We start from the raw sequence: 23,545 nt of genomic DNA on the forward strand, positions 1-23,545 counted from the left end.
AAAGTGAAGAAGTCTCTATCTACAAGAACCCATGTTTGCCCTCACTGCAACTATGTAGAAGATAGGGACGTGAACGCCAGTATCAATATTCTTAAACTTGGATTAACTACGGTGGGGCACACCGGAAACTACGCTTGGGGAGATTTGCCCTCTTGGGCAGTTGGCGCAAGCCTGCTGTCTAACGGCGAGTCAGGGAACCAAGAATCCCCGTCTCTTTAGAGCGGGGAGTGTCAAGTCATATATTTTTAGGAACGAGGAACGGGAGAGTTTTATCAAGATTTACGCACCTTGTTCAAATTCGTCAATGGCTTAAATTTCATCTGAAATCTGGATGCATTGTTCTAATAAAGCAATATTTAGTTCCGGCAATAATTCACTTGAGGTAATCTGTTCGTAGCCGTAAGTATCTAAAAACTCAGATGGTGTTTCTTCTCGCAAGTGATAAAGTCTAAGTCGATTGAATTGCCAAATCCAAACTTCAGCAACTCCCAAACGGCGATAAATTTCTAATTTATCAATGCTTCCACTAGTGATGTTTACCTCTATAGCTAAGTCTGGGATATTTTTCTTCTCGGAAATCGAGTAGCATTCATCTGGTTCAACCCCAGCTCCCTTAAGTTGTTTTTTAATTGTAGAACTCCCCATTGGGCTGAATCGAATTCGCTTTAAGTAGAGATAGCGTTCTATCAAAATAGCCAAACGTTTTTTGATATTTTCATGTCTGATAGACGGTGACACAATTTCTAAGATTTCATCTAAATAGGTGACACGGTAATGAGAATTATCTTCTAGTTTGGCTAATAAAGCTTCATACATTTGCCAGCTTACCCCACTAGTGACAAATTTTTCCTCCGGATCATCAATATCTGCAAGTTCTGGGTCGTCTAAGAGTTCTTTCAGGCTGATGACCATTGTTTTCTCTAAAAATTAAGGTTTAAGTAAACACTAAGCAATGTCCACCAGAGAAAAATTTCTTCGCTAAACTGACTCCACTGAGGAAGCACCGAAACGATAACCTTTGCCGTAAACTGTGTGAATCAGTGTAGTTTCTTTAGCTACCTCAATCTTACGGCGCAGCAAACGAATTAATGCCGCGATTACATTACTACTGGGTTGTTCTTCCTCTTGCCACAAATTTTCCATAATCTGGGCATGAGTCATTAGTTGTCCAGTGTGTTCCATAAAGTATTGCAGTAGCTGGCTTTCTTTTTGCGATAGCTCAATTATTCGTCCTTGGCGATAGGCTACTTGATTTTCACAATCGAGTTCTAAATCAGCGACGTTTAAACGTCCGGTAGTGGTTTCATAGGTTTGGGAACCGGAACGACGCAATAAAGCACGGACTCTCGCTAGTAACTCCCGCAGTTCAAAAGGTTTAACCAAATAGTCGTCTGCACCAGCATCTAAACCTTGTACGCGGTCATCTAGAGTATCTTTAGCTGTGAGAAACAGCACGGGAGTAGTTTTGCCTTGGCGTCGCAATTGCTGACAAATTTCTAACCCCGTTTTTCCTGGCAGCATCCAATCTAAAATTAGTAGGTCATAATTGCCTGCTTGTGCATATTCGTTACCACTTGTGCCATCGTAAGCGGCATCCACAATGTAACCCTCACGAGTTAATAAGCGACTCAAGGGTTCAGTTAGTTCAACTTCATCATCAACTAATAAAATTCTCATGCTGCTTGTGGTAAGCATATAGAGATATTCTCAATATTATTCAACTGCTAGAACGCCAAGGATATTAAACAAAGAATGCTGACTGTTGCATTGCCAAAAGGGGAACTCCTTAAAAATAGCATCCGCCTGCTACAATCTGTGGGATTAGATTTTAGTGCTTTTTTAGATTCAGGAACTCGCCAACTTCAAATTCCTGATACTAAGGGACTTGCAAAAGCTTTGTTGGTGCGGGCGCAGGATGTGCCTGTTTATGTGGAATATGGCCAAGCACAACTGGGTGTTGTTGGTTACGATGTGCTGCGAGAGAAGCAGCCGCAAGTTGCCCACTTGGTGGATTTGCAGTTTGGGCATTGTCGGATGTCCGTGGCGGTAAAAGCATCCAGTTCTTACCGATCGCCTTTAGATTTACCACCGCATGGTAGAGTTGCTTCAAAATATGTCAATTGCGCTCGTGAATATTTCCATAGTCTAGATTTACCTGTGGAAATAGTACCGTTGTATGGTTCAGTTGAACTAGGCCCGATTACTGGAATGTCAGAAGCGATCGTGGATTTGGTTTCTACAGGGCGGACTTTGCGCGAAAATGGTTTGATTGAAATTGCGACTCTCTATGAAAGCACGGCGCGGTTGATTGCCCATCCTTTGAGTTACCGCCTAAATACGAGTAATTTAAGTGACGTGATTGCCAAGTTGCGAGAAGCCGTTTTGGTAGAGGTGTAATAGTAGTGCTGTCAAGGTGACGTAATTCACGGTTTATCGAATAGCCCAAAGAAACCTCACCCTGATTTTGCTTGTGCAAAACCTGTCCCTCTCCTTACTAAGGCTACGGTGTACACACAAGTCCTAAAAACCTAGCTTGATGACGTTTTCCTTATTTTCATGTAGAGCATGGAAACGAGAGAAATAGATAGCATTGTTAGTTGATACAATGGCATTGTCAATCGATACAATGGCATTGTCAGTCAATACAATGGCATTGCCAGTCAATATAATCGCATTGCCAGTCAATATAATCGCATTGTCAATCAATACAATCGCATTGCCAGTCAATACAATGGCATTGCAGGTTAAGAGACTTGTGGGTGTACAACGTAGCCTTGTTAAGGAGAGGGATGTCTGTGAGGACAAGGTGAGGTTTTAATGATTAGTAGATAGTCTGCAACAATTAAATTTCCTCATACAGACTAAATTTGTTTACACTAGAATTAGCTGCGATGTCTACGACGGGCTACGCCTACGCAATAACTTTGCGGCGTAGACAGGGAATAGCTTACTCTAAGCACCACTTTCAATGTGGATGTACCATTTTGACAAAATTTAACAAGCTTTCCTGAACAGCCAGAGGCGGGGAAAAGACTAAGAATTATTACAAGAGATTAAGCTATTCTTGAGATAGCCACCCTGATGACTGGATATTACGTTTAAATTTATTAAGAAAAGTTAATGAAAGCTGGACAAATTGATACAGAAGTGGCGAGGCTAGAAGCCCTCCGCCAGTATCAAATTCTTGACACCGAACCGGAAGAAGCTTACGACAATCTTGCTCAGTTAGCGGCATTTATTTGTGGCACGTCCATATCCTTGGTAAATTTCATTGATGAAAACCGTCAATGGTTTAAGGCAAAAGTAGGTTTAGATGTATCAGAAATGCCCCGGTGTGTTGGGTTATCTTACCTTTGCCAAGAGCGGCGTAATGTTGTGGTGGTTCCTGACACCCTAGCTGATGAAACATTAGCAAATAATGCGGTAGTAACTGGTTATCCATATATACGGTTTTATGCAGGTGTACCCCTAATTACTCCCAAGGGAGATATGTTGGGAACTCTGTGTGTAATTGACCAAGCTCCAAAAGAATTGAGCCAAAAACAAGTGGAGGCGCTTGTAGCTCTGAGCCGCTTGGTAATCGACCAATTAGAACTCAGGCGTCATGTAACTGAGGTATCTCAAGTTACTGAGAAACTCGTGGCGCACCAGCAAGCAGCACACGCCGAGTCTGAATCGGCGAGAATCCGCATTGCTAATTTGCTCGAAAGCATCACTGATGCGTTTTTTGCCTTGGATAAAAAGTGGCGATTCACCTACATTAATGGTCAAGCAGAACTACTATTGCAAAAAACCCAGAATGAATTATTAGGTCAAAGCATCTGGGAGGTATTTCCAGAATTCATAGACACAACATTCTATCGTGAGTATCACAGGGCAATGTTAGAACAGGTGAGTGTGGAATTTGAGGAGTTTTATCAGCCACTAAACTGCTGGCTGCAAGTCCACGCTTATCCTGCAAAAGACGGCTTGTCTGTTTATTTCCAAGACATCACTGAACGACGGCGAACAGCAGAAGCACTACGAGAGAGTGAAGAACGTTGGCAATTAGCATTAAATGGTAATAATGATGGTATTTGGGATTGGAACCTCAAGACTAATGAAGTGTTCTTCTCAACTCGGTGGAAGGAAATGCTCGGTTATAAAGACCACGAAGTTTCCAACGGTTGGGATGAATGGAAAAAACTAATCCACCCCGATGAGCGAGATTGGGTACTTCAAGCCTTCCAAGACCACTTTGCCAAGAAAATACCGTTTTACGTCTGTGAATATCGAGTCCAGTGCCAAGACGGCAGCTATAAATGGATTCTAGATCGAGGACAGGCACTTTGGGACGCATCGGGTGATATAGTGCGGATGGTGGGTTCTTATACAGATATCACAGATCGCAAGCAGGCTGATGAAGAATTAAAGCGACAGAATTTGCGATCGCAATTATTTGCTGAAATCACTCTGAAAATTCGAGAATCTTTACAAATAGAGGAAATCCTCCAAACCACAGTTACTGAGGTACAAAAATTACTACAAGCTGACCGAGTTTTAATTTTTCAGCTAGAGTCTGATGGTTCGGGAACAGTAGTGCAAGAGGCGGTGCTACCTGGTTGGCCGGTAATTTTGGGAAGAAATCTTTTTGACCCCTGCTTTAAGGAAGAATACATAGAAAGATATCGCCAAGGAAGAGTGAGTGCGATGGAAGACGTTGAAACCGCTCACATTCAACCATGCCATCGAGAATTTCTTCAGCAGTTTGCTATCAAGGCTAACCTCGTAGTACCAATTCTCGTCAGGGACGGCATTTGGGGCTTATTGCTGGCTCATCAGTGTGCTGCACCTCGACGGTGGAATAACTTTGAGACGGAGCTGTTAAAGCAACTAGCTAACCAAATTGGGATTGCTTTATCTCAAGCGCAACTATTAGAAAAACAAAGCCAGCAAAGTCAGGAACTGGCTCGTTCTAATGCGGAATTGGAACAATTTGCTTATGTGGCTTCCCATGACTTACAAGAGCCATTGCGGATGGTAACGAGTTATTTACAACTACTAGAGCGAAGATACAAAAATCAACTTGATAATAATGCTGATCAGTTTATCAACTACGCGGTAGATGGGGCACGGCGGATGCAGACGCTGATAAATGATTTGTTGAATTATTCTCGCGTTAGCACCCGTGGACAGCCCTTTATGCGAGTAAATTGTAGTATTGTCTTAGAACAAGCGATCGCTAATCTGCAAATTGCGATCTCTGATAGTCAAGCAATTGTTACTCACGATCCTCTACCTCAAGTTATGGCTGATGCTACCCAATTGATCCAAGTATTTCAAAACCTGATTGGCAATGCAATCAAATTTTGCCAGAATCAGCAGCCACGAATTCACATCGGGGTAGCGAAGACAGATGCAAATCCAGATGGGGAAAGTTTAAATGTTACCCCGTCGGTAGATGAATGGTTGTTCTGGGTGTGCGATAATGGCATTGGTTTAGAATCCCAATATGCTGAACGTATTTTTATAATTTTTCAACGCTTACATGGTAGAGATAAGTATCCGGGTACTGGAATTGGTCTGGCAATTTGTAAAAAAATTATAGAACGCCACGGCGGCCGGATCTGGGTTGAATCGAAACTGGGTCAAGGCTCGACTTTCTACTTCACAATTCCAGATAGAGCAGGTAAGCAATCGTGGGCATTATAACACCGATTATGCCTATTGAGGTTTTGTTGGTAGAGGATAATCCTGGCGATGCCCAACTGACACGTATCGCCCTGGAAGATAGCAAAATATCGATTCACCTGAATGTGGTCGAAGATGGTGTGGAGGCTATGGCATTTTTGCGAAAGCAGGACAAATACGTTAAAGCAGCCCATCCAGATATTGTGCTGCTCGATTTAAATCTCCCCAGAAAAGATGGGCGGGAAGTACTGGCAGAAATTAAAGCAGATGAAAACCTCAGGCGAATTCCTGTAGTAATTTTGACAACTTCCCAAGCTGAAGAAGACATCCTCAAAGCCTATAATTTATGTGCAAACTGTTATATAACTAAGCCAGTAGATTTCGATCAATTCGTTAAAATTGTCCAATCAATAGAAAATTTTTGGTTTGCGATCGTAAAACTGCCACCGGAGTAGTGGAAATGGCAGGTAAAAATATTAAAGTCTTATTAGTAGAAGATAACCCTGGCGACGTCTTTTTATTACAAGAGTTGTTAAAGGAAGTTACTACAGTTGTAGTTGATTTGTCTCCCGTTGAGCGACTTTCTGAAGCACTCAACTACTTAGCTAAAGAATTTTTTGATGTCATTTTGTTAGACCTCTCGCTGCCAGATAGCCAGGGACTCGAAACTTTTGTCATCGCTCACCATCAAGCAAAAGCCACTCCGATAATTGTGCTGACCGGTATAAACGATGAAACCCTGGCAACTAGAGCAATGCAAGAAGGAGCGCAGGATTATTTGGTAAAAGGGCAAGTAACTGGCGACTTGCTGGTGCGCTCCATGCGTTATGCCATCGAACGTCAACGGGCAGACAACGCACTGCGACAGAGTGAGGAACGATTTCGGGTGGCCCTCAAAAACTCTCCCATCTTTGTCTACAACCAAGATTGCGACTTACGGTACACCTGGGTTTACAATCCCTCCGATGGATTGACAGTTGAAGAAATGTTGGGCAAACAAGATTTGGATATTATTCCAGATGAAGATGCTCGACATCTCACCACAATTAAACGTGGAGTGTTAACTACTGGCATAGGAACGCGAGAGGAAGTATCAATAACAATCAAAGATACAACTAGATATTACGATTTGACAGTTGAGCCATTGCGGAATGAGTCGCAAGAAATTGTCGGCGTAACATGCGCCAGTATTGATATTAGCGAACGACAAGCCGCACTGCGCGAACAGCAAGCTGCGCTACGCGATCGCAAATTGGCAGAAGAAAAAATCCGCGAACAAGCAGCATTACTTGATGTCACCACAGATGCCATTTGCGTGCGAGATTTAAACAATAAAATTATCTTCTGGAACAAAGGCGCAGAAACACTTTTCGGTTGGCAAGCAACAGAAGCTTATGGCAAAAATGCTAGTGAGCTTTTGTATGACGAATTTTCACCAGAAATCGAAGCGGCTCTTTTACAAGTTCTTAGTAAAGGAAAGTGGCAGGGCGAGTTAACTAAACTTACCAAAACTGACAAGGAAATCCTTGTTGCTAGTCGCTGGAGTCTGGTGTGCGATGAACAAGGGAAACCCAAATCGATTCTCACCGTTGATACAGATATTACCGAGAAAAAACACTTAGAAGCCCAATTGTTTCGCGCCCAACGCCTAGAAAGTATAGGTACTTTAGCTAGTGGCATTGCTCACGACCTCAACAATATCCTGACACCGATTTTGGCAGGAGCGCAATTGTTACCACTCAAATTTCCTGATGCAGATGAGCGAACTCGCCATCTACTAGAAATTTTGGAAATCAACGCTAGACGCGGTGCTGATTTAGTCAAACAGGTGCTGTCCTTTGCGCGGGGTGTAGAAGGAAAGCGCATCACTTTGCAACTCAGACATATAATTGTGGAACTTGGCAAGATTCTTAAAGAGACATTTCCCAAATCCATAGAAATCAGCACTGATGTACCACAGCATTTGTGGATGGTTTCTGGAGATAGCACACAACTGCATCAAGTGCTGATGAACCTCTGCGTTAACGCCCGCGATGCTATGCCTAATGGCGGTAGTTTGAGTATTTATGCTGAGAATCTGTTGATTGACGACAATTATGCTCGCATGAACCTAGAAGCCAAAGAGGGGCCTTACACAGTGGTTACTGTCTCCGATACTGGAAGTGGGATACCTAGAGAAATCTTAGATAGAATTTTCGAGCCATTCTTTACTACAAAAGATGTAGGACAAGGCACTGGTTTAGGACTTTCCACCGTACTGGGGATAGTTAAAAGCCACGGAGGTTTTGTGAACGTGTATAGCGAAGTGGGAAGTGGCACTAGCTTTAAGGTTTACTTGCCAGCAGTGGAGGGGATGGAAACACTTACTCCAGAAGAATTGCTACCACAGACAGGACATGGAGAATTAATTTTGATTGTGGATGATGAAGTTGCCATTCAAGAGATTACCAGAACATCACTAGAAGCTCACAATTATAAAATCTTAGTTGCCAGTGATGGCATTGAGGCGATCGCGCTGTACGCTAAAAATAGGGACAAAATTAGTGCTGTACTAATGGATATTATGCTGCCCTCGCTGGATGGTTTAACTGCAATCCGTACCCTGCGAAAAATCAACCCCCAAGTTAGAATTATTGCCAGCAGTGGACTTATGTCTGACAAGAAGCTCAGTGCATTAACTAACATTGGTGTCAATACTTTTTTGCCAAAGCCCTATACTGTCAACGAATTATTGCTTTCTTTAGAGAAAGTACTATCGTGAGCCAAACAATTTTAGATTTTAGATTTTAGATTTTGGATTTGTTTCATCTCACAACCGTATAAATAGTTATGCTAACCACAGTCATTAATCCAAAATCTAAAATTAGGTGAATTAATTGCGTAATTTTGCTAATGGCTAAGAGTACAAAAGGCTGCTTTATTGATGTGCGTGCAAATTGCTTTGATTTAATATGATTGAGCATCCGTTAACACCGTCCTTTTACCGATACTCATAGCTTGGCTAAATCAATATGCCTCGGTTTCTTAGGTTAATCATCAATATAGTAATCTTAGGTGCATTGTTAGCCATATCCCAGCAAGTTTGGGCGCAAGATTGGCGTCCGGTTCGCGGTGGTATGCCTTTCGGTATCAGTGGTATGGCTCTGATAGAGCAACAAAACAATACGCTCGATTTTTTGATTGTCCATGACAACAAACAAAAAAACCAAGGTCGTTTAGCAATTATCAGCATAAAGGGTAAAAACCAACTTGAATATTTTCCATTGAACTGGCCAAGTAAAATAGAATTACCCATCGATTTAGAAGCTTTAACATCTGTTCCAGAAAAAACAAAGTTATCATTTATCGCTTTAACTAGTTCTGGAAAAGCTTATTATATCAGGTTAGAGGCTGCCAATAAGACTATCTCTATTATCAAAGAATTCAATTTACCAGGAATTATTCAAGGAAATAATTTTGAATCATTTGGATTACAAAATATAGACGGCAAATTAGTTGCTATTTGGGGAGATAGAGGTGAAGGAGAACAACCAGCAACTATTTTTTGGGGAATATTTGACTTAGCTAAATATCAAATTACTCTCGCAGGTTCTGCCAATCTGAAAGTACCGTTTCCATCTGGCAAAGTTCGTCATATTTCAGATATTAAAGTAGACCCCGTAGGAATTGTATACATCACCTCAGCAAGTGATGCCGGAGATGATGGGCCATTTCAGTCAGCTATCTATGTCGCTGGTTACTTGGGATTGCGTGGTAACAAAATTGCATGGCGGCAAAACCCTCAACTTGTTCCCCTTTACCGCTCTGATTACCACAAAATTGAAGGTATGGAACTTGTTCCCGGTGCAGAAGGCGGTGTGATTCTTGGTACAGATGATGAGAATTTGGGTTCTTATGTATACATTGTGGGTGGAAATAGTTGAACTATGTCCAATGAGTATGAGAATAGGCAGACATTCTGTCTACCTAACTACTTTTAGCTTGTTGAGGGTGCGATCGCACTTCTAAATTCAAATAAAATTAGTTTTATAAAATTAATGTCTCAAGCTTTGCCTGTACTTCTTCTATTAAATCTTGTGAAACACTTTCAACAAATTTTACCTTTCTAGCTTTCCAATCGAGTGTTTTAATTTGGTCGGATAACACAACTCCTTTTGTTTGCATTCCCTCAACAAGTGGAACTTCAAAACTAAGCTCTTTTGCCTTGCTAGTTATAGGACACGCTAAAACTAAAGAAGCGATTCGATTGTATTTAATTGGAGATATAACAAGAACAGAGCAAGTAAATTTGGTTATGGAAAATAAAAAATATGTATGTAGTGACACGTAGTGCAATAAATACTACGTTAGTTGAATCAGAGCAAATAAATTTATTTATGGGCTTGGTAAATTTTTGACTTTTGACTTTTGACTTCCCCATTCGCGTAGCGTCTGTCTGCGACACGCTGCGCGAACGCACAGAAGGGGTTGACCATTATCTTATCGATAACGGCCACTTATTAATTACATCTACACATTAAATCGGAACAACATTACATCCCCTTCCTGCACAACATACTCTTTCCCTTCACTGCGAACCAACCCTTTTTCCTTCGCAGCATTCATCGAACCAGTTGTTATTAAATCTTTATAAGCAACAGTTTCGGCGCGAATAAATCCCCGCTCAAAGTCACTGTGGATTACACCAGCAGCTTGAGGTGCAGACATTCCGGCATTAATTGTCCAAGCGCGAGTTTCTTTAGGCCCACAAGTGAAATATGTCCGCAAGCCTAAAAGCATGTAAGTTGCTCGAATCAACGATTTCAAACCGCCTTCTTCCACACCTAAAGACGCGAGGAAATCAGCTTTATCTTCCTCTGGTAATTCCACTAATTCAGCTTCAACTTGAGCCGAAACTATCACAACTTGGGCATTTTCTGTCGCTGCGATTTGCCGCACTGTTTCCACAAAATGATTACCAGTTGCCAACTCATCCTCAGATACATTCGCAGCGTAGATAATCGGTTTATAAGTGAGCAGTTCTAATCCTTTAATAATTTCTGTTTCCTCTTCATTCAAGCTCACCTGACGCACCGATTTACCTTCATTTAAAGCCGCAGCTAATTTTTCTAAAACTGCGATTTCAAACTGTGCATCTTTGCTGGTTCGAGCAAGTTTACGAGTCCGGTCAATTCGTCGCTCAATTTGTGCTAAATCTGATAAACCCAGTTCTATATTAATGATTTCAATATCTCGCGCTGGATCAACAGAACCAGCAACGTGGATAATATCGTCATTCTCAAAACAACGTACCACATGGACGATCGCATCAACTTCCCGGATGTGGGACAGGAATTGATTCCCTAGTCCCTCACCCTGACTAGCACCTTTAACCAAACCGGCAATATCTACAAATTCAACCCGCGCCGGGATAGTTTGTGCCGAACTGGCAATTTTAGCAAGAACATTTAACCGTTCATCCGGTACTGCGACAACGCCGACATTCGGTTCAATCGTGCAAAAAGGAAAGTTAGCTGCTTCAGCTTTGGCATTAGCAACTACAGCATTAAATAAAGTAGATTTTCCGACGTTGGGAAGTCCGACAATTCCGGCTCTTAGCATTTTGGATTTTAGATTTGAGATTTTGGATTACATTACCAAGTTAATCTAAACAGGTTCCGGTATGGTTTGGGGAATCGGCCCTGGAACTGTTTGAGGAATGGGAGCAGGTACTGGTTCTGGTACAGGCCCCGGTAACGGATTCGGCTCAGGATTGGGACTAGGTAGTGGACTTGGGCCAGGAGTAGGAATTTGTGGTTCGGGTATAGAAATCGCAGTAGGATTAATCATCGTAAGTCTAAATTAAATTATTTAACCTTCCCACGCTAGATGACAACCTCATCTGTTGACATCTTCCCAAATAGCTATACTCACGAACACATCCTTTAATAATTTACCCCTCTTCTCATTTTCTGCGTCCCTCTGCGCTTCCTTTGCGCGACGGCAGTCGCTACAACGGGGGGAACCCCCGCAACGCGCTGCCTCCCCTCTGCGTTTAAAATCCAACCTCAATTCCCCACCAATTGCACAAAACTACTCCTCCTTCACCTTTTCTACCACCTCAGGCACTGGATCATAACCACCTGGATGAAACGGATGACAGCGCAAAATCCGCCGAGTTGCCATCCAGCTACCACGCAACACTCCAAATCGTTCAATGGCTTCAATAGCATACATCGAACAAGTTGGTTGAAAGCGACAAGTCGGGAGAAACAACGGCGAGATAAACATTCGGTAGCCCCGAATCAGCCAAATAAATAATAATTTCATTGCAGCTACCCAAATCTTATAAATTAGTAACAAGGGTAAAACTTTTCATTTGTCGCATCTTTGTTAATTACATTTTCTGACTTCACCTCAATTCCGGTTTTCTGGCTGCAAATTGCGTCGGCTGCAATTTGGGTGTTACTCATCCTTCTCATTGCAGGGGTGGTAAACCGCTTTGCCGATAAGCCAGAAATCGTGCGGAAGATAGTTCATATTGGCACTGGTAATGTGATTTTAATCGCTTGGTGGCTAAATATTCCCGCCAGTGTAGGGATTACAGCTTCTATTTTAGCCAGTGCAATCACCTTATTATCCTACCGATTACCAATTCTTCCTGGTCTTAATAGCGTTGGACGGCAAAGTTTAGGGACATTTTTTTACTCTGTCAGTTTCGGTATTTTAGTTGCCTGGTTCTGGTATTTACAACAACCCCAGTACGCAGCACTCGGAATTTTGGTGATGACTTGGGGAGATGGACTAGCAGCCTTAATTGGGCAACGCTTTGGTACACACAAGTATAAAGTTTTTGGGACAGAAAAAAGTTGGGAAGGCTCCCTAACTATGATGCTCGTTAGCTATGTAGTCAGTAGTTTGATTTTAGTTGGAACTCAAGGAAACAGTTGGCAAACTTGGGCAGTATCACTGTTAGTAGCAGTTATCGCTACTGGTTTAGAGGCTGTTTCATTTTTGGGTATTGACAATTTAACAGTTCCTTTGGGTAGTGCAGCCCTCGCCTTCTTTTTAAGTCAGTTAGTTCTTAGTTACTAATCTTTCCATTATGTGAAAATTGAGTCAAATCTATTACCGCGATCGCTCCAAAATCCAATCGAGTAAAATCGGATTGACTAACTCCGGTGCTTCATCCTGCGGACAATGCCCCACTCCCTCTAAAGGAATAAACTTTTCTACTTGCGGAAAGTTAGCTAATTCTCTCCCTAACTTAATTGGTTCCCACGGATCAGCCGTTCCCCACAAGATAATCGCCGGACACGGTAGCAGTGGCAAAAGGTCTTCTGGCAGTGGCCCTGTAGAATAAGAAGTAAAAGCAAGAAACACAGCACCAGCCCCCACATCGCTTGCTGGTGAAGTGAGAATATCTACCAACTCATCTGTCACCATCTCAGCATTTGCATAAGCTTGCAGCAGAATTTTCCGCACTGTTTTCGGTTTGGCGAGTTGATTGAAAAAGAAATCACCAACTGGTTTGATAGATAACAGGCGTTGCAGTAGAGGCGCTCCGTAACGACGAGATAAAGGTAAAGTTACCCGTTTGCGATCGTGCAAAAGCCGTAAAGAACAGTTGAGCAAAGCAACTCCTAAAGCAATATCTGGGTTGCTTACTGCTGCTTGCATGGCGACAATACAGCCAATAGAATTTCCCACTAAAAAAGCTGGCTCACCGACAACTTCGCGGCAAAAATCTGCTACTTGCTGTCCCCAAGTTTCTAGTGTATAGGCAATTTTTTCACCAGGTTGAGGTTTTGCAGAAGCACCAAAACCAATCAAATCGATCGCATAAACCCGGCAACTTTGTGCTAATACGGGAATATTCTTCCGCCAATGCCACCAAGAAGCACCAAATCCATGCACCAGAACAACAGATGGCCCAGTGGTTCCTTGGGTTTGATAGCAGATAGGGAAATCTTGCCAAATCCAGGTTTTTGTAGAGTTAAGTGCTGTTTTTGAACTTGAGGTTGTCATAAAAATTTGATGAATAGAAGGGTAAAAACTTTTCAGCAGCAAGACGCAAGTAAAATTGTTGTGAATTTGAATAAAATTTATCAGATTTTCAAAGTAAATCCTTTGCTCTAGTGATAGCTTAGACAAACACCACGAAAACTTCTAGGCTGATAGAGTTTTATTCAGCATAGATTTCCGTCTTGTTGATAGAGGTAATTTACTCACAAATTAGATTATGTCAGTATTAGAAATCATAACTTCTACAATATGAGTCATATTTTCGCTATTTTTAGATGTGAGCGAATTAGCATCACTGCTAGATTCAGTAGTTTCACAATTTACGATCACGAATTTGGTATATAACATTGTCGAATATGAGGCATCGGCTAAGGGGTGGGTTTGCAACTGGAAACTGACGCTGAATTTAATAATATTTTTCTTGTTCCTAGTTCTGCGGGCCAGAAATCATGAATCTACTAGAAACAATTGATACTCCCGTTGGGAGCTATGCACCCGATTTTGAACTGCCAGGAATTGACGGTCAAGTACACCATCTTAGGCGTTATCTTGAGAAGTTCCGAGCAGTGGGCGTTATTTCTCTATGTAACCACTGTCCTTATGTAGAGTGGTACATAGACAGGTTAAAAAACATTCAAGCCGAATTTGCCCCGAAAGGCTTCACATTAATTGGCCTGAATGGTAGTAATGTTGATAGCGGCACTAAGTTAAGCTTTGAAAATATGAAAGCTTTTGCCCTGCGTCACCAGTTGAACTTCCCCTACCTGTGGGACTCAACCCAAGATGTGACCGGTAGTTTCGGTGCGACAAAAACACCAACAGCCTTTCTTATAGATACTAATGGTATAGTACGCTACAAAGGTAAAATTGACGATCATCCCCAAGATCCATTATCGGCGGGAGAGGATTATTTAAGAACTGCGATCGCTTCTTTGTTTCTTGGGGAAAAAATAGATATTCCAGAAACACAACCAATAGGTACTACATTGATTTGGCGTAACTAGACATAGATAGTCCCTGTAACTGCTATCTTAAATTGGAGGCAATTGCAACTTTTTTGATAAAGCGGAACTTCATGGGAACGAATTACCGACGGGTTTTACTCAAACTGAGCGGTGAAGCCTTAATGGGCAACATGGGCTATGGCATTGATCCCGAAGTGGTCAAAGGTATAGCACAAGAATTAGCAGAGGTGATAGCCACTGGCACTCAAATCGCCATAGTTGTTGGCGGCGGCAATATTTTTCGTGGCGTCAAAGCAGCGTCGGCGGGGATGGACAGGGCAACCGCTGACTATATTGGGATGATTGCCACGGTAATGAATGCCATGACGTTGCAAGATTCGCTAGAACGCATAGGAGTACAGACGCGGGTGCAAACTGCGATCGCTATGCAAGAATTAGCAGAACCGTATATCCGTCGTCGTGCCATCCGCCATCTTGAAAAAGGACGGGTGGTAATTTTTGGTGCTGGTTCTGGAAATCCCTTCTTTACTACGGATACTACTGCGGCATTAAGAGCCGCAGAAATTGATGCAGAAGTGATTTTTAAAGCCACCAAAGTAGACGGAGTGTATGATGCCGATCCTCATATTTATCCTGACGCCAAGCGTTACAATAGCCTTACCTACGCGCATGTTTTAGCGAAAGATTTGCGGGTGATGGATAGTACTGCGATCGCCTTGTGTAAAGAAAATAATATCCCAATTCTGGTATTTGACCTAACGGTGCGAGGTAACATCCACCGAGCAGTCTTGGGAGAATCCATCGGTACCCTTGTGGGAGGTTCTTGTGATATTAGCTGACGCGAAAAGTAAAATGCAAAGTTCTGTTGATTCAACTCAACGAGCTTTTAACACGATTCGCACTGGTCGCGCCAATGCGAGTCTATTAGATAAGGTATTAGTGGACTATTACGGTTCGCCCACGCCCATAAAATCACTGGCAAATATTAGCACGCCAGATGCCTCGACAATTCTGATTCAGCCCTACGAGCGTAATTCCCTAAACATCGTTGAGAAGGCTATTTCCCTCTCAGATGTAGGTTTAACCCCCAGTAACGATGGTTCTGTAATTCGGCTGAATATTCCGCCTTTGACCAGCGATCGCCGTAAAGAATTTGTCAAAATGGCATCTAAATATGCTGAAGAGGGTCGTGTTGCTATTCGCAACATTCGCCGCGATGCCATAGACGCGATTCGCAAACAGGAGAAAGCCTCTGAAATCTCCAAAGATGAATCAAAAGACCAACAAGATAGCTTGCAAAAACTGACAAACGAGTACACTGCCAAAATAGACTCACTGTTGGCAGAAAAAGAAAAAGACATCACGACTGTTTAAAGTTTAATGTCTGAAGCATAAAGGCTGAAGGATGATGGATAAATTCTTCAGCCTTTATCATTTGTTAGATATTAACAAAAATTAATTAAACTAATTCAGGAGCAAAAATTCAGCCTTATGTACGATTGCATCATCGTCGGTGCTGGGCCAGCTGGTGGAACAGCTGCATATCATTTAGCCAAACAGGGTCGCTCAGTATTAGTGTTAGAAAAAGAATCCCTGCCAAGATATAAACCTTGTGGCGGTGGTGTATCTCCAGCGATCGCTCAATGGTTTGACTTTGATTTTAGCCCAGCAATTTCTGTAAAAGCCGACTCCTTTCGCTTTACCTGGAAATTGGGCGATCCAGTGGAAGCAAAAATCGCCACAGAAGAACCAGTCTGGATGGTGCGACGAGATATTTTTGACCATTTCCTAGTACAGCAGGCGCAGAAGCAAGGGGCTGAACTCCGAGATAATACTGAAGTAACGGGTATTGAATTTAAAAGTGACTATTGGCAAATTAACACAACCAATGGGCCGGTTACAGGTCGCTACTTAATCGCGGCTGATGGTGCTAAAGGGCCAATGGCAAAATGGCTAGGCTTCAAAGACCGTAAACGCAGTTTAGCAGCAGCTTTAGAAGCAGAAGTTTCTGCAACTGTGAAAGACAAATCTACAATTCACCTTGAGTTGGGCTTGGTGAAAAATGGCTATATTTGGAACTTCCCGAAGGCGGATGGTTATTCCATTGGTATCGGTACATTTGTTGGTGGTCAACCCCAAGATTTTAAAAAGATTTTAGATGAGTACGCGCGATCGTTTGATCTAGATATCAAAACTAGCAAGCATTATGGTTATCCCCTTTGCTTGTGGAATGGAAAGCAAAAGTTGCATACCCAAAATGCAGTTTTGGCTGGGGAAGCTGCTTGTGTAGTTTATCCCATGACAGCAGAAGGCATTCGTCCGTCAATTTTTAGCGGTTTGATTGCAGCAGGAGCTATTAATGACGCCCTTTCTGGTGATACCAACGCTTTAGAAAAATATACTGAAGCTATTAATGAAGAATGGGGTACTGAGATGGCTTGGGCACAAAAATTAGCTGGAGCATTCTATCGCTTTCCTGCTATTGGCTACAAAGTTGGTGTTAAACATCCCTCTGGTGCCAAAATCATGGGTAAGATTCTCTGTGGAGAACTGCGGTATAGCGACGTTACCGATCGCGCCCTCAAGCGTTTAATTCCTGGCTTTGGAGGTTAAGTATTAGCGATTAGCTAACGAATCTCTAGTGGACAAGATCAGGAATTACGCAAAATACCTCTCGAACTCTTATTACTCCGTGTTCTCTGTGCCTCTGTGGTTCGATTTTCCGTTACCTGTGCGTAAGTCCTAAAGATGCTACCCTACAAAAATTAATCATCTCTTGTGGGGTGGACGTCTCGCCCACCCTATTTTCACTTTAATTATGCCTATCTACTTAGCATTTCTCTAAACTAGGGTTTTAGACAACGAACTCTCAAAGGTCTGCAATATAATTCCTAGAATTCTATCTACTGCATTAACATGATATTCTACTGAATCAATGCAAACAGTATTCTGTTCTAAAGTCAAGAATTTCCAAGCGGTTCCACTTGTGACAACTCCATATATGACTTTAATATCATTTCCTGCTCTTTGATTGAACATCTGAGCAGCAATCATTGTAGCTGCACATTGCCCCAACCCACCGATGATATTCTCATTTTTGGCCTCTATAACAGTGATTACTGGGGCACTGATAAAATACTGTTCACGAGATGCGCTGATAATGAAGTCACAAAAGCCTGAGAGTCCTTTAGCAGGATCAATATTGAACTCTGTACCTGAAAATAAGCTGATCTGATAATTTAACTGTCGCCTGACCTCAGACAGAATAGGAGCGATTAAGAACTCAGAACGAGCTTTTTCACTGTTAATGGCAGTTGCTAAAGTTAGGTTCTCATCCAGCAACCGCTTTAGCAAGTCAGAGGGCTGCACCCCGCCTACAGTCAGAAACAGATTGCGTGTCTCTGACAAAGTTAAGCTAAATGCATCTCTAACTTTAACAAGACTAAAATCACTGTATGCCATAGACTTCTGCTCCAGTTCTATCTTAATAATGCATCGCTTGTCGGTCTTTGCAAGATATTATTTGAAAGGCAAGCTTCGTTAGCAGGCTCGCCTCTCAAATATTGCAGCCTAAAGCGAAGTTAAAAATACCTAGAGAAAAACCAGATAATCACTCCAGTTCCCAATACACAAATAATTCCTGCCAAGCCAGCTAGGGGTTTTTTATTCTTACCTGTGAACCAGTCAGAGACTTTACCTGTATAAGTAATTAGTTCTGCTGTGTCTATGGTAGCGATCGCCCATATCCATCCCGCGTGCAATCCCCAAGCTAAACCCAAATTGTTGCGATCGGCAAAGCGTGCTAACACCAGCACCATTCCCATCAGCCACAATCCTGGGAGTTGGGGTGCGGTTTCTCGTTGCTCCCAAACCAAATGCAGCAAGGCAAATATCAAACTAGAAATTACTGCTGCTACCCAAACTGGATAATCCTGCGCTAATTCAGTAAACAGGAAACCGCGAAAAACTAACTCTTCTATCCCACCGACTAATAACGCTATCAAGAAAATCGGTAGCAAGATGGGTAGCGCTAACTTGAAATTCGTCTTTTCAAAAGAACACCACCCTAACCCAAATTGCCCACTAAATACAATAGCTAGGCTCACCACTCCCAAAGCAAAACCTAGTGCTAAAGAACCAATAGTTGAAAGATTCCCAATAAAGCCGTAATCCGAAAAAGATTTATTGGTAAGCCAACTAACTCCCCAGAGAATTAGGGGAGCTAATAGGTAGAGTGACACCAATAACGGCATCTTTTGCTCTGGCTGTAAAGGTTTAGGGGGTTGCCAATTAAGCAATATTGCTGATACTGTTGCCACTGGCAACCAGCAAACTATCCAGAAAATAAAAAATGCCATCACTACAACTAGTGCTGGTGCATTTCCCATAAACGCCAATAAAGCGTTGATAGGAGACTCAAAGTAAGTTACTAAACTAAACAAAAAAAACACGATAGACTTCTTGCACTATAGATTTCTTGCTGATTAATCAAGACTCTACTAAAATTGGTGACTTTTGCAAGGGGTCTAATCGTATTCTTTACTTATGACAAAATTTTTTAAATAGAGCTACTAGTACCGCAAGGTGGAAGTCAAACGTCAAAAGTCAAAAAGCTTTAATTTTGAGCTTTATGGCTGTAATGAAATAGTACGTTTATTTCCGCCGACCTGCACTAGTTTTCTGTCGGGGTAAGGATAAGTTATCATAACCTGAAACTTATCCCTACCATCAGCAAATTTACTCTTCGTCTTCCAAATCTTCGTCCGATTCGTCGGAGTCTATATCTTCTGAGGTTAGTTTTTTGTCACTTTCACCCAGTTGAATCAGATGAATATGTTTGTATCCCAACCTAATTTCAAACTCATCCCCAGCCTTTAAGCCCATTGCTTTGGTGTATGTGGCACCAATCACAATCTGACCATTTTGATGGACACTAACCCGATATGTCGGTTCACGACCACGACCATCTTTAGGTGCTTCTGGACTTAGAGGAATCCCCCTAGCCGATAGCAAAGCGTCATAAAAATCAGTGAGATTGACACGAACCTGGTTATTTTTAGTAACAGTGTAATAGCCGCACTGTTTAGCTCTTTCTCGGCGTGGTAAAGTGGAAAGTTCTTTTACTTTAGCAAGTAGTGCTTTTCCGGTTAATGGCGCGGTTGCAGTTTCAGTCATTATGCTCAAATTTTCCTTACTCTCTCCAAACTGAAAAACGATGTAGTCTCATGTCAGCATTTGGCTTTTTAGCATTTGCATAGAGCTACTTAGGACTCTAGTGTAACGGGTCAATTTCTGCCGATAGGAGCCAAAAGTACTTCTATATATGGTTGTCCACAACCAGTTAGAGGTCATAGTTGCCATAGAAATTGATTTCGCTGATTTCACGGCACTTTTAACCATTATTCGCCATCAGAAATGAAATTATTTTCTCTTTTGGCGCTACTGTAGCGGTGTAACTTTCAGCCACCTTTTCAAATTGGGTTAATTCTACTCCAAATAAGTTGTAGATCCCAAAAAATGCAGGTTTTCCACTTCTAGTGCTTGCCCCTCTGGTCAATGAGAAGGTAGAGTTTTTCTACTTATTCTCTCAAGCTTAGGACAGCATAGTATTTCAATAGAGTCCTAGGGGCTTATGCCCTTTTGTCCTGCCAGTAGAGACATGAATTTTCTTGTCTCTACATTACGATTTAACAAAGCAGTAGTAGCCGCGCTGATACGGCTATTGATTCTGTTTTGTGTCTTCGTAATTTTATATTAAATACTAGCATGGACTAATAATAGCAAAATAGTTGTTTAATTTTGAATTAAAGTTGCTGGTAAATTTTTATTTAAATTCCTGGACTGAAAGCTTGGAAAAAGCACTGAGGAAAATCCTCACCCTTTATTGCAAGCGTGAGTATTGCTCTATGCCTTTTATAAAAATTTATCTAATTTAGACGAGCAGTTTTGACCAATGTGTTAAATTCAATATTTTCTTGATTGAGAGGAAGCAAAAATCTAAAAGTCTCGCGCATCCGGGATTCCCGGTACAATAACTTTTATTTTAAACTGGTGAGGATTTTTCCTCAGTTTATTATCTTTTGCTCAAAAGCAGTCAGAGAATTTTGTACGTCTGTCTACGGGAAGAATAAATCTCTTAACATCTGCCTATCGCTTGATTGCCACTACTATATATTGAACATACCCTTTTACACTTCTATATAATCAAAAAATTCCGTCAAGCGTGGCTTCTGCTGAATTTTCTAGTTAGTTGCTCTAACTCAAGTTGGCATCAAGAGGTGTCGCTAACCTGACATGCATTTAATTGGGATATGATCGCTAAGTCAGAGATGAAGGTAAATTGCTCTTTCGTTTACATTCCTAAACAGGTAAATTCAAGGCAAAGGTATGATTACATTTTTGGCGTTTTATCTGAGAATTTGACACAAATCTTGCCTATAGCGCTGCTACAAGTAAACTTTGAATGGTTATCGTTAAACTAGAATCAGTCGCTCTTTCATGGTCAGCCTATTAACACCAGGCTTTTAATGAAGAGCAAAAAAGTATAGCTCACTTTTCAGAACTCCCTGCCTTTACTCATGATTGTTGAGGCTGGTGAAGCAATTTTAAAATATTGGTTAGTGGTCATGGAAGTTATTTTTAAGGTCATTCGACAGCAACAAAATTCCTCCCCAGTGGTGCAAACCTACCTCGTAGAGGCAGAACCAGGTAATACAATCCTGGATTGCCTCAATCATATTAAGTGGGAGCAAGATGGAACTTTGGCATTTCGCAAAAATTGCCGTAATACAATTTGTGGTAGCTGTGCTATGCGAATTAATGGGCGTTCGGCTTTAGCTTGTAAGGAAAATGTTGGCAGTGAACTTGCCAGATTACAACAAATAGCATCATCCCAAAGTAAAGTAAATGCCATTCCCGAAATCACGATCGCTCCTCTAGGGAATATGCCCGTGATTAAAGATTTGGTTGTAGATATGAGCAGCTTCTGGAATAATCTAGAAGCAGTTGCTCCTTATGTGAGTACAGCAGCACGACAAGTACCAGAAAGAGAGTTTTTGCAAACACCACAAGAGCGATCGCGCCTCGATCAAACTGGTAACTGTATTATGTGTGGTGCTTGTTACTCTGAATGCAATGCCCGTGAAGTTGATCCAAACTTTGTTGGTCCCCATGCCCTTGCTAAAGCTTACCGGATGGTAGCAGACTCCCGCGATAGCGACACCGAAAATCGTTTAGCAAGCTACAACGAAGGTACTAAAGGCGTATGGGGTTGCACCCGTTGTTTGTACTGTGATTCAGTTTGTCCAATGGAGGTTGCACCATTAGAACAAATCACCAAAATTAAACAAGAAATTCTCACCCACAAACAAGCCAGTGATAGTCGCTCAATTCGTCACCGAAAAGTATTGGTGGATTTAGTTAAAGAAGGTGGTTGGATTGATGAACGTCAATTTGGTTTACAAGTTGTCGGTAACTACTTTAAAGATTTAAGAGGATTACTCAGTCTTGCACCCCTCGGTTTGCGGATGATCCTCCGGGGTAAGTTTCCCTTGTCCTTTGAACCTTCTGAAGGGACAGAACAAGTGCGATCGCTCATTGAATCTGTGCAACAAGTAGAAAACAAAAGTTAGCAGTTATGAGTTAGGAGTTAGGAATTTTAACTTATAACTCCTCAGTCCTAACTCCTAACTGTAGTTCAACGTGGTTCTTGAGGTATATTCAACGGTTGCCCATAACGGTCATATACTAAAACATCCCACTGACCGTTGTTACTGGATTCAAAAGCAATCCTACTACCATCAGCGCTAATTGTAGGGTTGCGGACTTCAGATTGTAGGCTATTAGTCAAATTTCGTGATTGGCGTGTTTCCCTGTCATAGAGAAAAATAGCCGATCGCCCCTGACGGCTAGCACCAAACACTACATAACGACCATCTTGTGAAACGCTAGGATGAGTTGCGATCGCATCGAGGGAGTTTAAACCCGGCAAATCAACCAAATCACGAGTGACTGTATCAAACATATAAACATCTTGGCTACCGCGTCGGTCAGTAATAAAAACAATGTATCTCTGAGAAATTTGGGGGTTTAATTCCGACGCTAAACTATTGAGACTCCGCCCCCCCGGATCAAAGGGATAACTCAAAAGGCGAGGGTAGCCAAAACACCCAGTCAATAAACTTAGGCATAAAAATGCAGGTATAAAAAAAACACGTTTCATATATATAGTAATTAGCTATTAATCAATAATTATTCTCCCCCTGCTTCCCCTGCCTCCCCTGCCTCCCCTGCTCCTTTACCTCTACTCCCTGCTCCCCTACGGAGGTGAACCTACGGTTGCACCATTAGGAATATCTAACTCAATATTTGGCCCTCGGTCTAGGACTTCAATATCCCACTGACCACGGCTGGCGGTTTCAAAGACAACATAACGTCCATCAGGGCTGATATTTGGTTTTCTGACCCAGCCGCGATAGGTTGGTGTGACGATTTGCGACTGTTGTGTAGCGCGATCGTAAAGCGCCACCACTGGTCTACCTTGGTCACTAGTAAGATAAGCAATATAACGCCCGGTATAGCTCAAGCTAGGACTTTCAGCAATTGTCTCCGCTCGGTTTATGCCCGGTGTACCAATAAACAGTTGCCTCTCCAAATCGAAAACCAGTAGCTGCTGATTACCATTCCGATTAGATACAAACGCTAAAAAGCGCCCATTTCCACTTAAAGCAGGTTGCTCCTCAGTGTAGCGACTGTTGAGGGAAGTAGGCCCTATAGAAATATCGTTATAACCACAAGATGCAAGCAAACTGGTTAAGCCAAAAACCAGGCTCCAATGAATTGGTCTTTGGAGCCAAAATGTAGGCGTAAATTTTTCCACCTCAACTGTTTTCCGTCGCCTTTAAACC

At 42.0% G+C, this 23,545-nt stretch carries 25 protein-coding genes; 12 read left to right on the forward strand and 13 right to left on the reverse strand.

Annotated elements, in window-relative coordinates; all coding sequences use genetic code 11:
- On the forward strand, positions 1 to 219 hold a 219-nt coding region (locus tag LC608_RS02835; protein ID WP_229552091.1), incomplete at its 5' end, for a transposase.
- Positions 220 to 309: 90 nt separating this feature from the next.
- Here LC608_RS02835 and LC608_RS02840 read toward each other — a convergent pair.
- Together LC608_RS02840 and rppA are read right to left on the reverse strand one after the other, a co-directional pair.
- Positions 310 to 912, reverse strand: a complete 603-nt coding sequence (locus tag LC608_RS02840) for a Uma2 family endonuclease (RefSeq protein ID WP_229552092.1) — start codon at positions 910 to 912, stop codon at positions 310 to 312.
- Positions 913 to 978: 66 nt separating this feature from the next.
- Positions 979 to 1,677: a two-component system response regulator RppA gene (gene rppA / locus LC608_RS02845; RefSeq protein WP_229552553.1), complete on the reverse strand. Its 699-nt coding sequence runs from the start codon at positions 1,675 to 1,677 to the stop codon at positions 979 to 981.
- 75 nt (positions 1,678 to 1,752) lie between these two features.
- Here rppA and hisG point away from each other — a divergent pair, with 75 nt between their 5' ends.
- Positions 1,753 to 2,397, forward strand: coding sequence for an ATP phosphoribosyltransferase (hisG, locus tag LC608_RS02850; protein WP_229552093.1), 645 nt, complete (start codon positions 1,753 to 1,755; stop codon positions 2,395 to 2,397).
- Between the two features lie 123 nt (positions 2,398 to 2,520).
- Here hisG and LC608_RS02855 read toward each other — a convergent pair whose 3' ends face one another.
- Positions 2,521 to 2,805 carry a hypothetical protein gene (locus tag LC608_RS02855; RefSeq protein ID WP_229552094.1) on the reverse strand — a complete coding sequence of 95 codons (285 nt, stop codon included), beginning with the start codon at positions 2,803 to 2,805 and terminating at the stop codon, positions 2,521 to 2,523.
- A gap of 315 nt (positions 2,806 to 3,120) precedes the next feature.
- Here LC608_RS02855 and LC608_RS02860 point away from each other — a divergent pair, with 315 nt between their 5' ends.
- From LC608_RS02860 to LC608_RS02875, 4 genes are all read left to right on the forward strand, one after another.
- A complete protein-coding gene (locus tag LC608_RS02860) occupies positions 3,121 to 5,691 on the forward strand; it encodes a GAF domain-containing protein (protein ID WP_229552095.1) in 2,571 nt (856 codons plus the stop codon).
- Positions 5,692 to 5,699: 8 nt separating this feature from the next.
- Positions 5,700 to 6,125 (forward strand): response regulator, encoded by a 426-nt coding sequence (locus LC608_RS02865; protein ID WP_229552554.1) that lies wholly within the window; start codon positions 5,700 to 5,702, stop codon positions 6,123 to 6,125.
- Between the two features lie 5 nt (positions 6,126 to 6,130).
- Positions 6,131 to 8,431, forward strand: a complete 2,301-nt coding sequence (locus LC608_RS02870; RefSeq protein ID WP_229552096.1) for a response regulator — start codon at positions 6,131 to 6,133, stop codon at positions 8,429 to 8,431.
- 250 nt (positions 8,432 to 8,681) lie between these two features.
- Complete coding sequence (locus LC608_RS02875; RefSeq protein ID WP_229552097.1) at positions 8,682 to 9,593, forward strand: hypothetical protein; 912 nt, start codon at positions 8,682 to 8,684, stop codon at positions 9,591 to 9,593.
- Positions 9,594 to 9,696: 103 nt separating this feature from the next.
- Here the strand turns inward: LC608_RS02875 and LC608_RS02880 are convergent, their stop codons facing one another.
- The 4 genes from LC608_RS02880 to yidD form a co-directional block, all read right to left on the reverse strand.
- Positions 9,697 to 9,996 carry a type II toxin-antitoxin system PemK/MazF family toxin gene (locus tag LC608_RS02880; protein ID WP_229552098.1) on the reverse strand — a complete coding sequence of 100 codons (300 nt, stop codon included), beginning with the start codon at positions 9,994 to 9,996 and terminating at the stop codon, positions 9,697 to 9,699.
- 183 nt (positions 9,997 to 10,179) lie between these two features.
- Positions 10,180 to 11,271: a redox-regulated ATPase YchF gene (gene ychF, locus LC608_RS02885; protein WP_229552099.1), complete on the reverse strand. Its 1,092-nt coding sequence runs from the start codon at positions 11,269 to 11,271 to the stop codon at positions 10,180 to 10,182.
- Positions 11,272 to 11,316: 45 nt separating this feature from the next.
- Positions 11,317 to 11,499, reverse strand: coding sequence for a hypothetical protein (locus LC608_RS02890; protein WP_229552100.1), 183 nt, complete (start codon positions 11,497 to 11,499; stop codon positions 11,317 to 11,319).
- A gap of 243 nt (positions 11,500 to 11,742) precedes the next feature.
- Positions 11,743 to 11,979 carry a membrane protein insertion efficiency factor YidD gene (yidD, locus tag LC608_RS02895; RefSeq protein WP_012412579.1) on the reverse strand — a complete coding sequence of 79 codons (237 nt, stop codon included), beginning with the start codon at positions 11,977 to 11,979 and terminating at the stop codon, positions 11,743 to 11,745.
- Between the two features lie 60 nt (positions 11,980 to 12,039).
- Here yidD and LC608_RS02900 point away from each other — a divergent pair, with 60 nt between their 5' ends.
- Positions 12,040 to 12,744 (forward strand): diacylglycerol/polyprenol kinase family protein, encoded by a 705-nt coding sequence (locus LC608_RS02900; protein WP_229552101.1) that lies wholly within the window; start codon positions 12,040 to 12,042, stop codon positions 12,742 to 12,744.
- Between the two features lie 33 nt (positions 12,745 to 12,777).
- Here LC608_RS02900 and LC608_RS02905 read toward each other — a convergent pair whose 3' ends face one another.
- Positions 12,778 to 13,677 (reverse strand): alpha/beta fold hydrolase, encoded by a 900-nt coding sequence (locus LC608_RS02905; RefSeq protein ID WP_229552102.1) that lies wholly within the window; start codon positions 13,675 to 13,677, stop codon positions 12,778 to 12,780.
- A gap of 446 nt (positions 13,678 to 14,123) precedes the next feature.
- On the opposite strand from LC608_RS02905, the gene LC608_RS02910 reads away from it, so the two are divergent.
- The 4 genes from LC608_RS02910 to LC608_RS02925 all read left to right on the forward strand — a co-directional run bounded on the left by LC608_RS02910 (position 14,124) and on the right by LC608_RS02925 (position 17,252).
- On the forward strand, positions 14,124 to 14,678 hold the full coding sequence (locus tag LC608_RS02910) for a thioredoxin family protein (RefSeq protein WP_229552103.1): 555 nt from the start codon (positions 14,124 to 14,126) through the stop codon (positions 14,676 to 14,678).
- Positions 14,679 to 14,749: 71 nt separating this feature from the next.
- Positions 14,750 to 15,478, forward strand: coding sequence for a UMP kinase (gene pyrH / locus LC608_RS02915; RefSeq protein WP_100898733.1), 729 nt, complete (start codon positions 14,750 to 14,752; stop codon positions 15,476 to 15,478).
- Complete coding sequence (gene frr, locus LC608_RS02920; protein ID WP_229552104.1) at positions 15,465 to 16,013, forward strand: ribosome recycling factor; 549 nt, start codon at positions 15,465 to 15,467, stop codon at positions 16,011 to 16,013. Before pyrH ends, frr begins: the two co-directional genes overlap by 14 nt.
- A 117-nt stretch (positions 16,014 to 16,130) precedes the next feature.
- Positions 16,131 to 17,252, forward strand: coding sequence for a geranylgeranyl reductase family protein (locus LC608_RS02925; RefSeq protein ID WP_229552105.1), 1,122 nt, complete (start codon positions 16,131 to 16,133; stop codon positions 17,250 to 17,252).
- A 228-nt stretch (positions 17,253 to 17,480) separates the two neighbouring features.
- Here the strand turns inward: LC608_RS02925 and LC608_RS02930 are convergent, their stop codons facing one another.
- The 3 genes from LC608_RS02930 to LC608_RS02940 form a co-directional block, all read right to left on the reverse strand.
- Positions 17,481 to 18,101: a hypothetical protein gene (locus LC608_RS02930; protein WP_229552106.1), complete on the reverse strand. Its 621-nt coding sequence runs from the start codon at positions 18,099 to 18,101 to the stop codon at positions 17,481 to 17,483.
- A gap of 119 nt (positions 18,102 to 18,220) precedes the next feature.
- The gene (locus LC608_RS02935; protein WP_374108361.1) at positions 18,221 to 19,090 is read right to left on the reverse strand and encodes a lysostaphin resistance A-like protein; all 870 of its coding nucleotides are present in this window, start codon (positions 19,088 to 19,090) and stop codon (positions 18,221 to 18,223) included.
- Positions 19,091 to 19,376: 286 nt separating this feature from the next.
- A complete protein-coding gene (locus LC608_RS02940) occupies positions 19,377 to 19,814 on the reverse strand; it encodes an AbrB family transcriptional regulator (RefSeq protein WP_109007297.1) in 438 nt (145 codons plus the stop codon).
- 1,403 nt (positions 19,815 to 21,217) lie between these two features.
- Between LC608_RS02940 and LC608_RS02945 the strand changes: the two genes are divergently transcribed.
- A complete protein-coding gene (locus LC608_RS02945; RefSeq protein WP_374108362.1) occupies positions 21,218 to 22,270 on the forward strand; it encodes a succinate dehydrogenase/fumarate reductase iron-sulfur subunit in 1,053 nt (350 codons plus the stop codon).
- Positions 22,271 to 22,335: 65 nt separating this feature from the next.
- Here LC608_RS02945 and LC608_RS02950 read toward each other — a convergent pair whose 3' ends face one another.
- The gene (locus LC608_RS02950) at positions 22,336 to 22,860 is read right to left on the reverse strand and encodes a Tol biopolymer transporter periplasmic protein (protein WP_229552107.1); all 525 of its coding nucleotides are present in this window, start codon (positions 22,858 to 22,860) and stop codon (positions 22,336 to 22,338) included.
- A 96-nt stretch (positions 22,861 to 22,956) separates the two neighbouring features.
- Entirely contained in the window at positions 22,957 to 23,517 is a 561-nt protein-coding gene (locus LC608_RS02955) for a TolB family protein (RefSeq protein ID WP_109007294.1), read from the reverse strand.
- Between the last annotated feature and the right edge of the window lie 28 nt (positions 23,518 to 23,545).

Source organism: Nostoc sp. XA010 (genome assembly GCF_020829625.1).
Classification (GTDB): domain Bacteria; phylum Cyanobacteriota; class Cyanobacteriia; order Cyanobacteriales; family Nostocaceae; genus Nostoc.

Excerpts from the sequence above, each read along its gene's own strand:
- LC608_RS02950 (WP_229552107.1), bottom strand. The coding sequence starts at position 22,860 with ATGAAACGTGTTTTTTTTATACCTGCATTTTTATGCCTAAGTTTATTG.
- pyrH (WP_100898733.1), top strand. The coding sequence starts at position 14,750 with ATGGGAACGAATTACCGACGGGTTTTACTCAAACTGAGCGGTGAAGCC.
- ychF (WP_229552099.1), bottom strand. The coding sequence starts at position 11,271 with ATGCTAAGAGCCGGAATTGTCGGACTTCCCAACGTCGGAAAATCTACT.
- LC608_RS02875 (WP_229552097.1), top strand. The coding sequence starts at position 8,682 with ATGCCTCGGTTTCTTAGGTTAATCATCAATATAGTAATCTTAGGTGCA.
- LC608_RS02870 (WP_229552096.1), top strand. The coding sequence starts at position 6,131 with ATGGCAGGTAAAAATATTAAAGTCTTATTAGTAGAAGATAACCCTGGC.
- LC608_RS02945 (WP_374108362.1), top strand. The coding sequence starts at position 21,218 with ATGATTGTTGAGGCTGGTGAAGCAATTTTAAAATATTGGTTAGTGGTC.
- LC608_RS02860 (WP_229552095.1), top strand. The coding sequence starts at position 3,121 with ATGAAAGCTGGACAAATTGATACAGAAGTGGCGAGGCTAGAAGCCCTC.
- rppA (WP_229552553.1), bottom strand. The coding sequence starts at position 1,677 with ATGAGAATTTTATTAGTTGATGATGAAGTTGAACTAACTGAACCCTTG.
- LC608_RS02925 (WP_229552105.1), top strand. The coding sequence starts at position 16,131 with ATGTACGATTGCATCATCGTCGGTGCTGGGCCAGCTGGTGGAACAGCT.
- LC608_RS02940 (WP_109007297.1), bottom strand. The coding sequence starts at position 19,814 with ATGACTGAAACTGCAACCGCGCCATTAACCGGAAAAGCACTACTTGCT.
- hisG (WP_229552093.1), top strand. The coding sequence starts at position 1,753 with ATGCTGACTGTTGCATTGCCAAAAGGGGAACTCCTTAAAAATAGCATC.
- LC608_RS02890 (WP_229552100.1), bottom strand. The coding sequence starts at position 11,499 with ATGATTAATCCTACTGCGATTTCTATACCCGAACCACAAATTCCTACT.
- LC608_RS02910 (WP_229552103.1), top strand. The coding sequence starts at position 14,124 with ATGAATCTACTAGAAACAATTGATACTCCCGTTGGGAGCTATGCACCC.
- LC608_RS02905 (WP_229552102.1), bottom strand. The coding sequence starts at position 13,677 with ATGACAACCTCAAGTTCAAAAACAGCACTTAACTCTACAAAAACCTGG.
- LC608_RS02865 (WP_229552554.1), top strand. The coding sequence starts at position 5,700 with ATGCCTATTGAGGTTTTGTTGGTAGAGGATAATCCTGGCGATGCCCAA.
- LC608_RS02930 (WP_229552106.1), bottom strand. The coding sequence starts at position 18,101 with ATGGCATACAGTGATTTTAGTCTTGTTAAAGTTAGAGATGCATTTAGC.
- yidD (WP_012412579.1), bottom strand. The coding sequence starts at position 11,979 with ATGAAATTATTATTTATTTGGCTGATTCGGGGCTACCGAATGTTTATC.
- LC608_RS02840 (WP_229552092.1), bottom strand. The coding sequence starts at position 912 with ATGGTCATCAGCCTGAAAGAACTCTTAGACGACCCAGAACTTGCAGAT.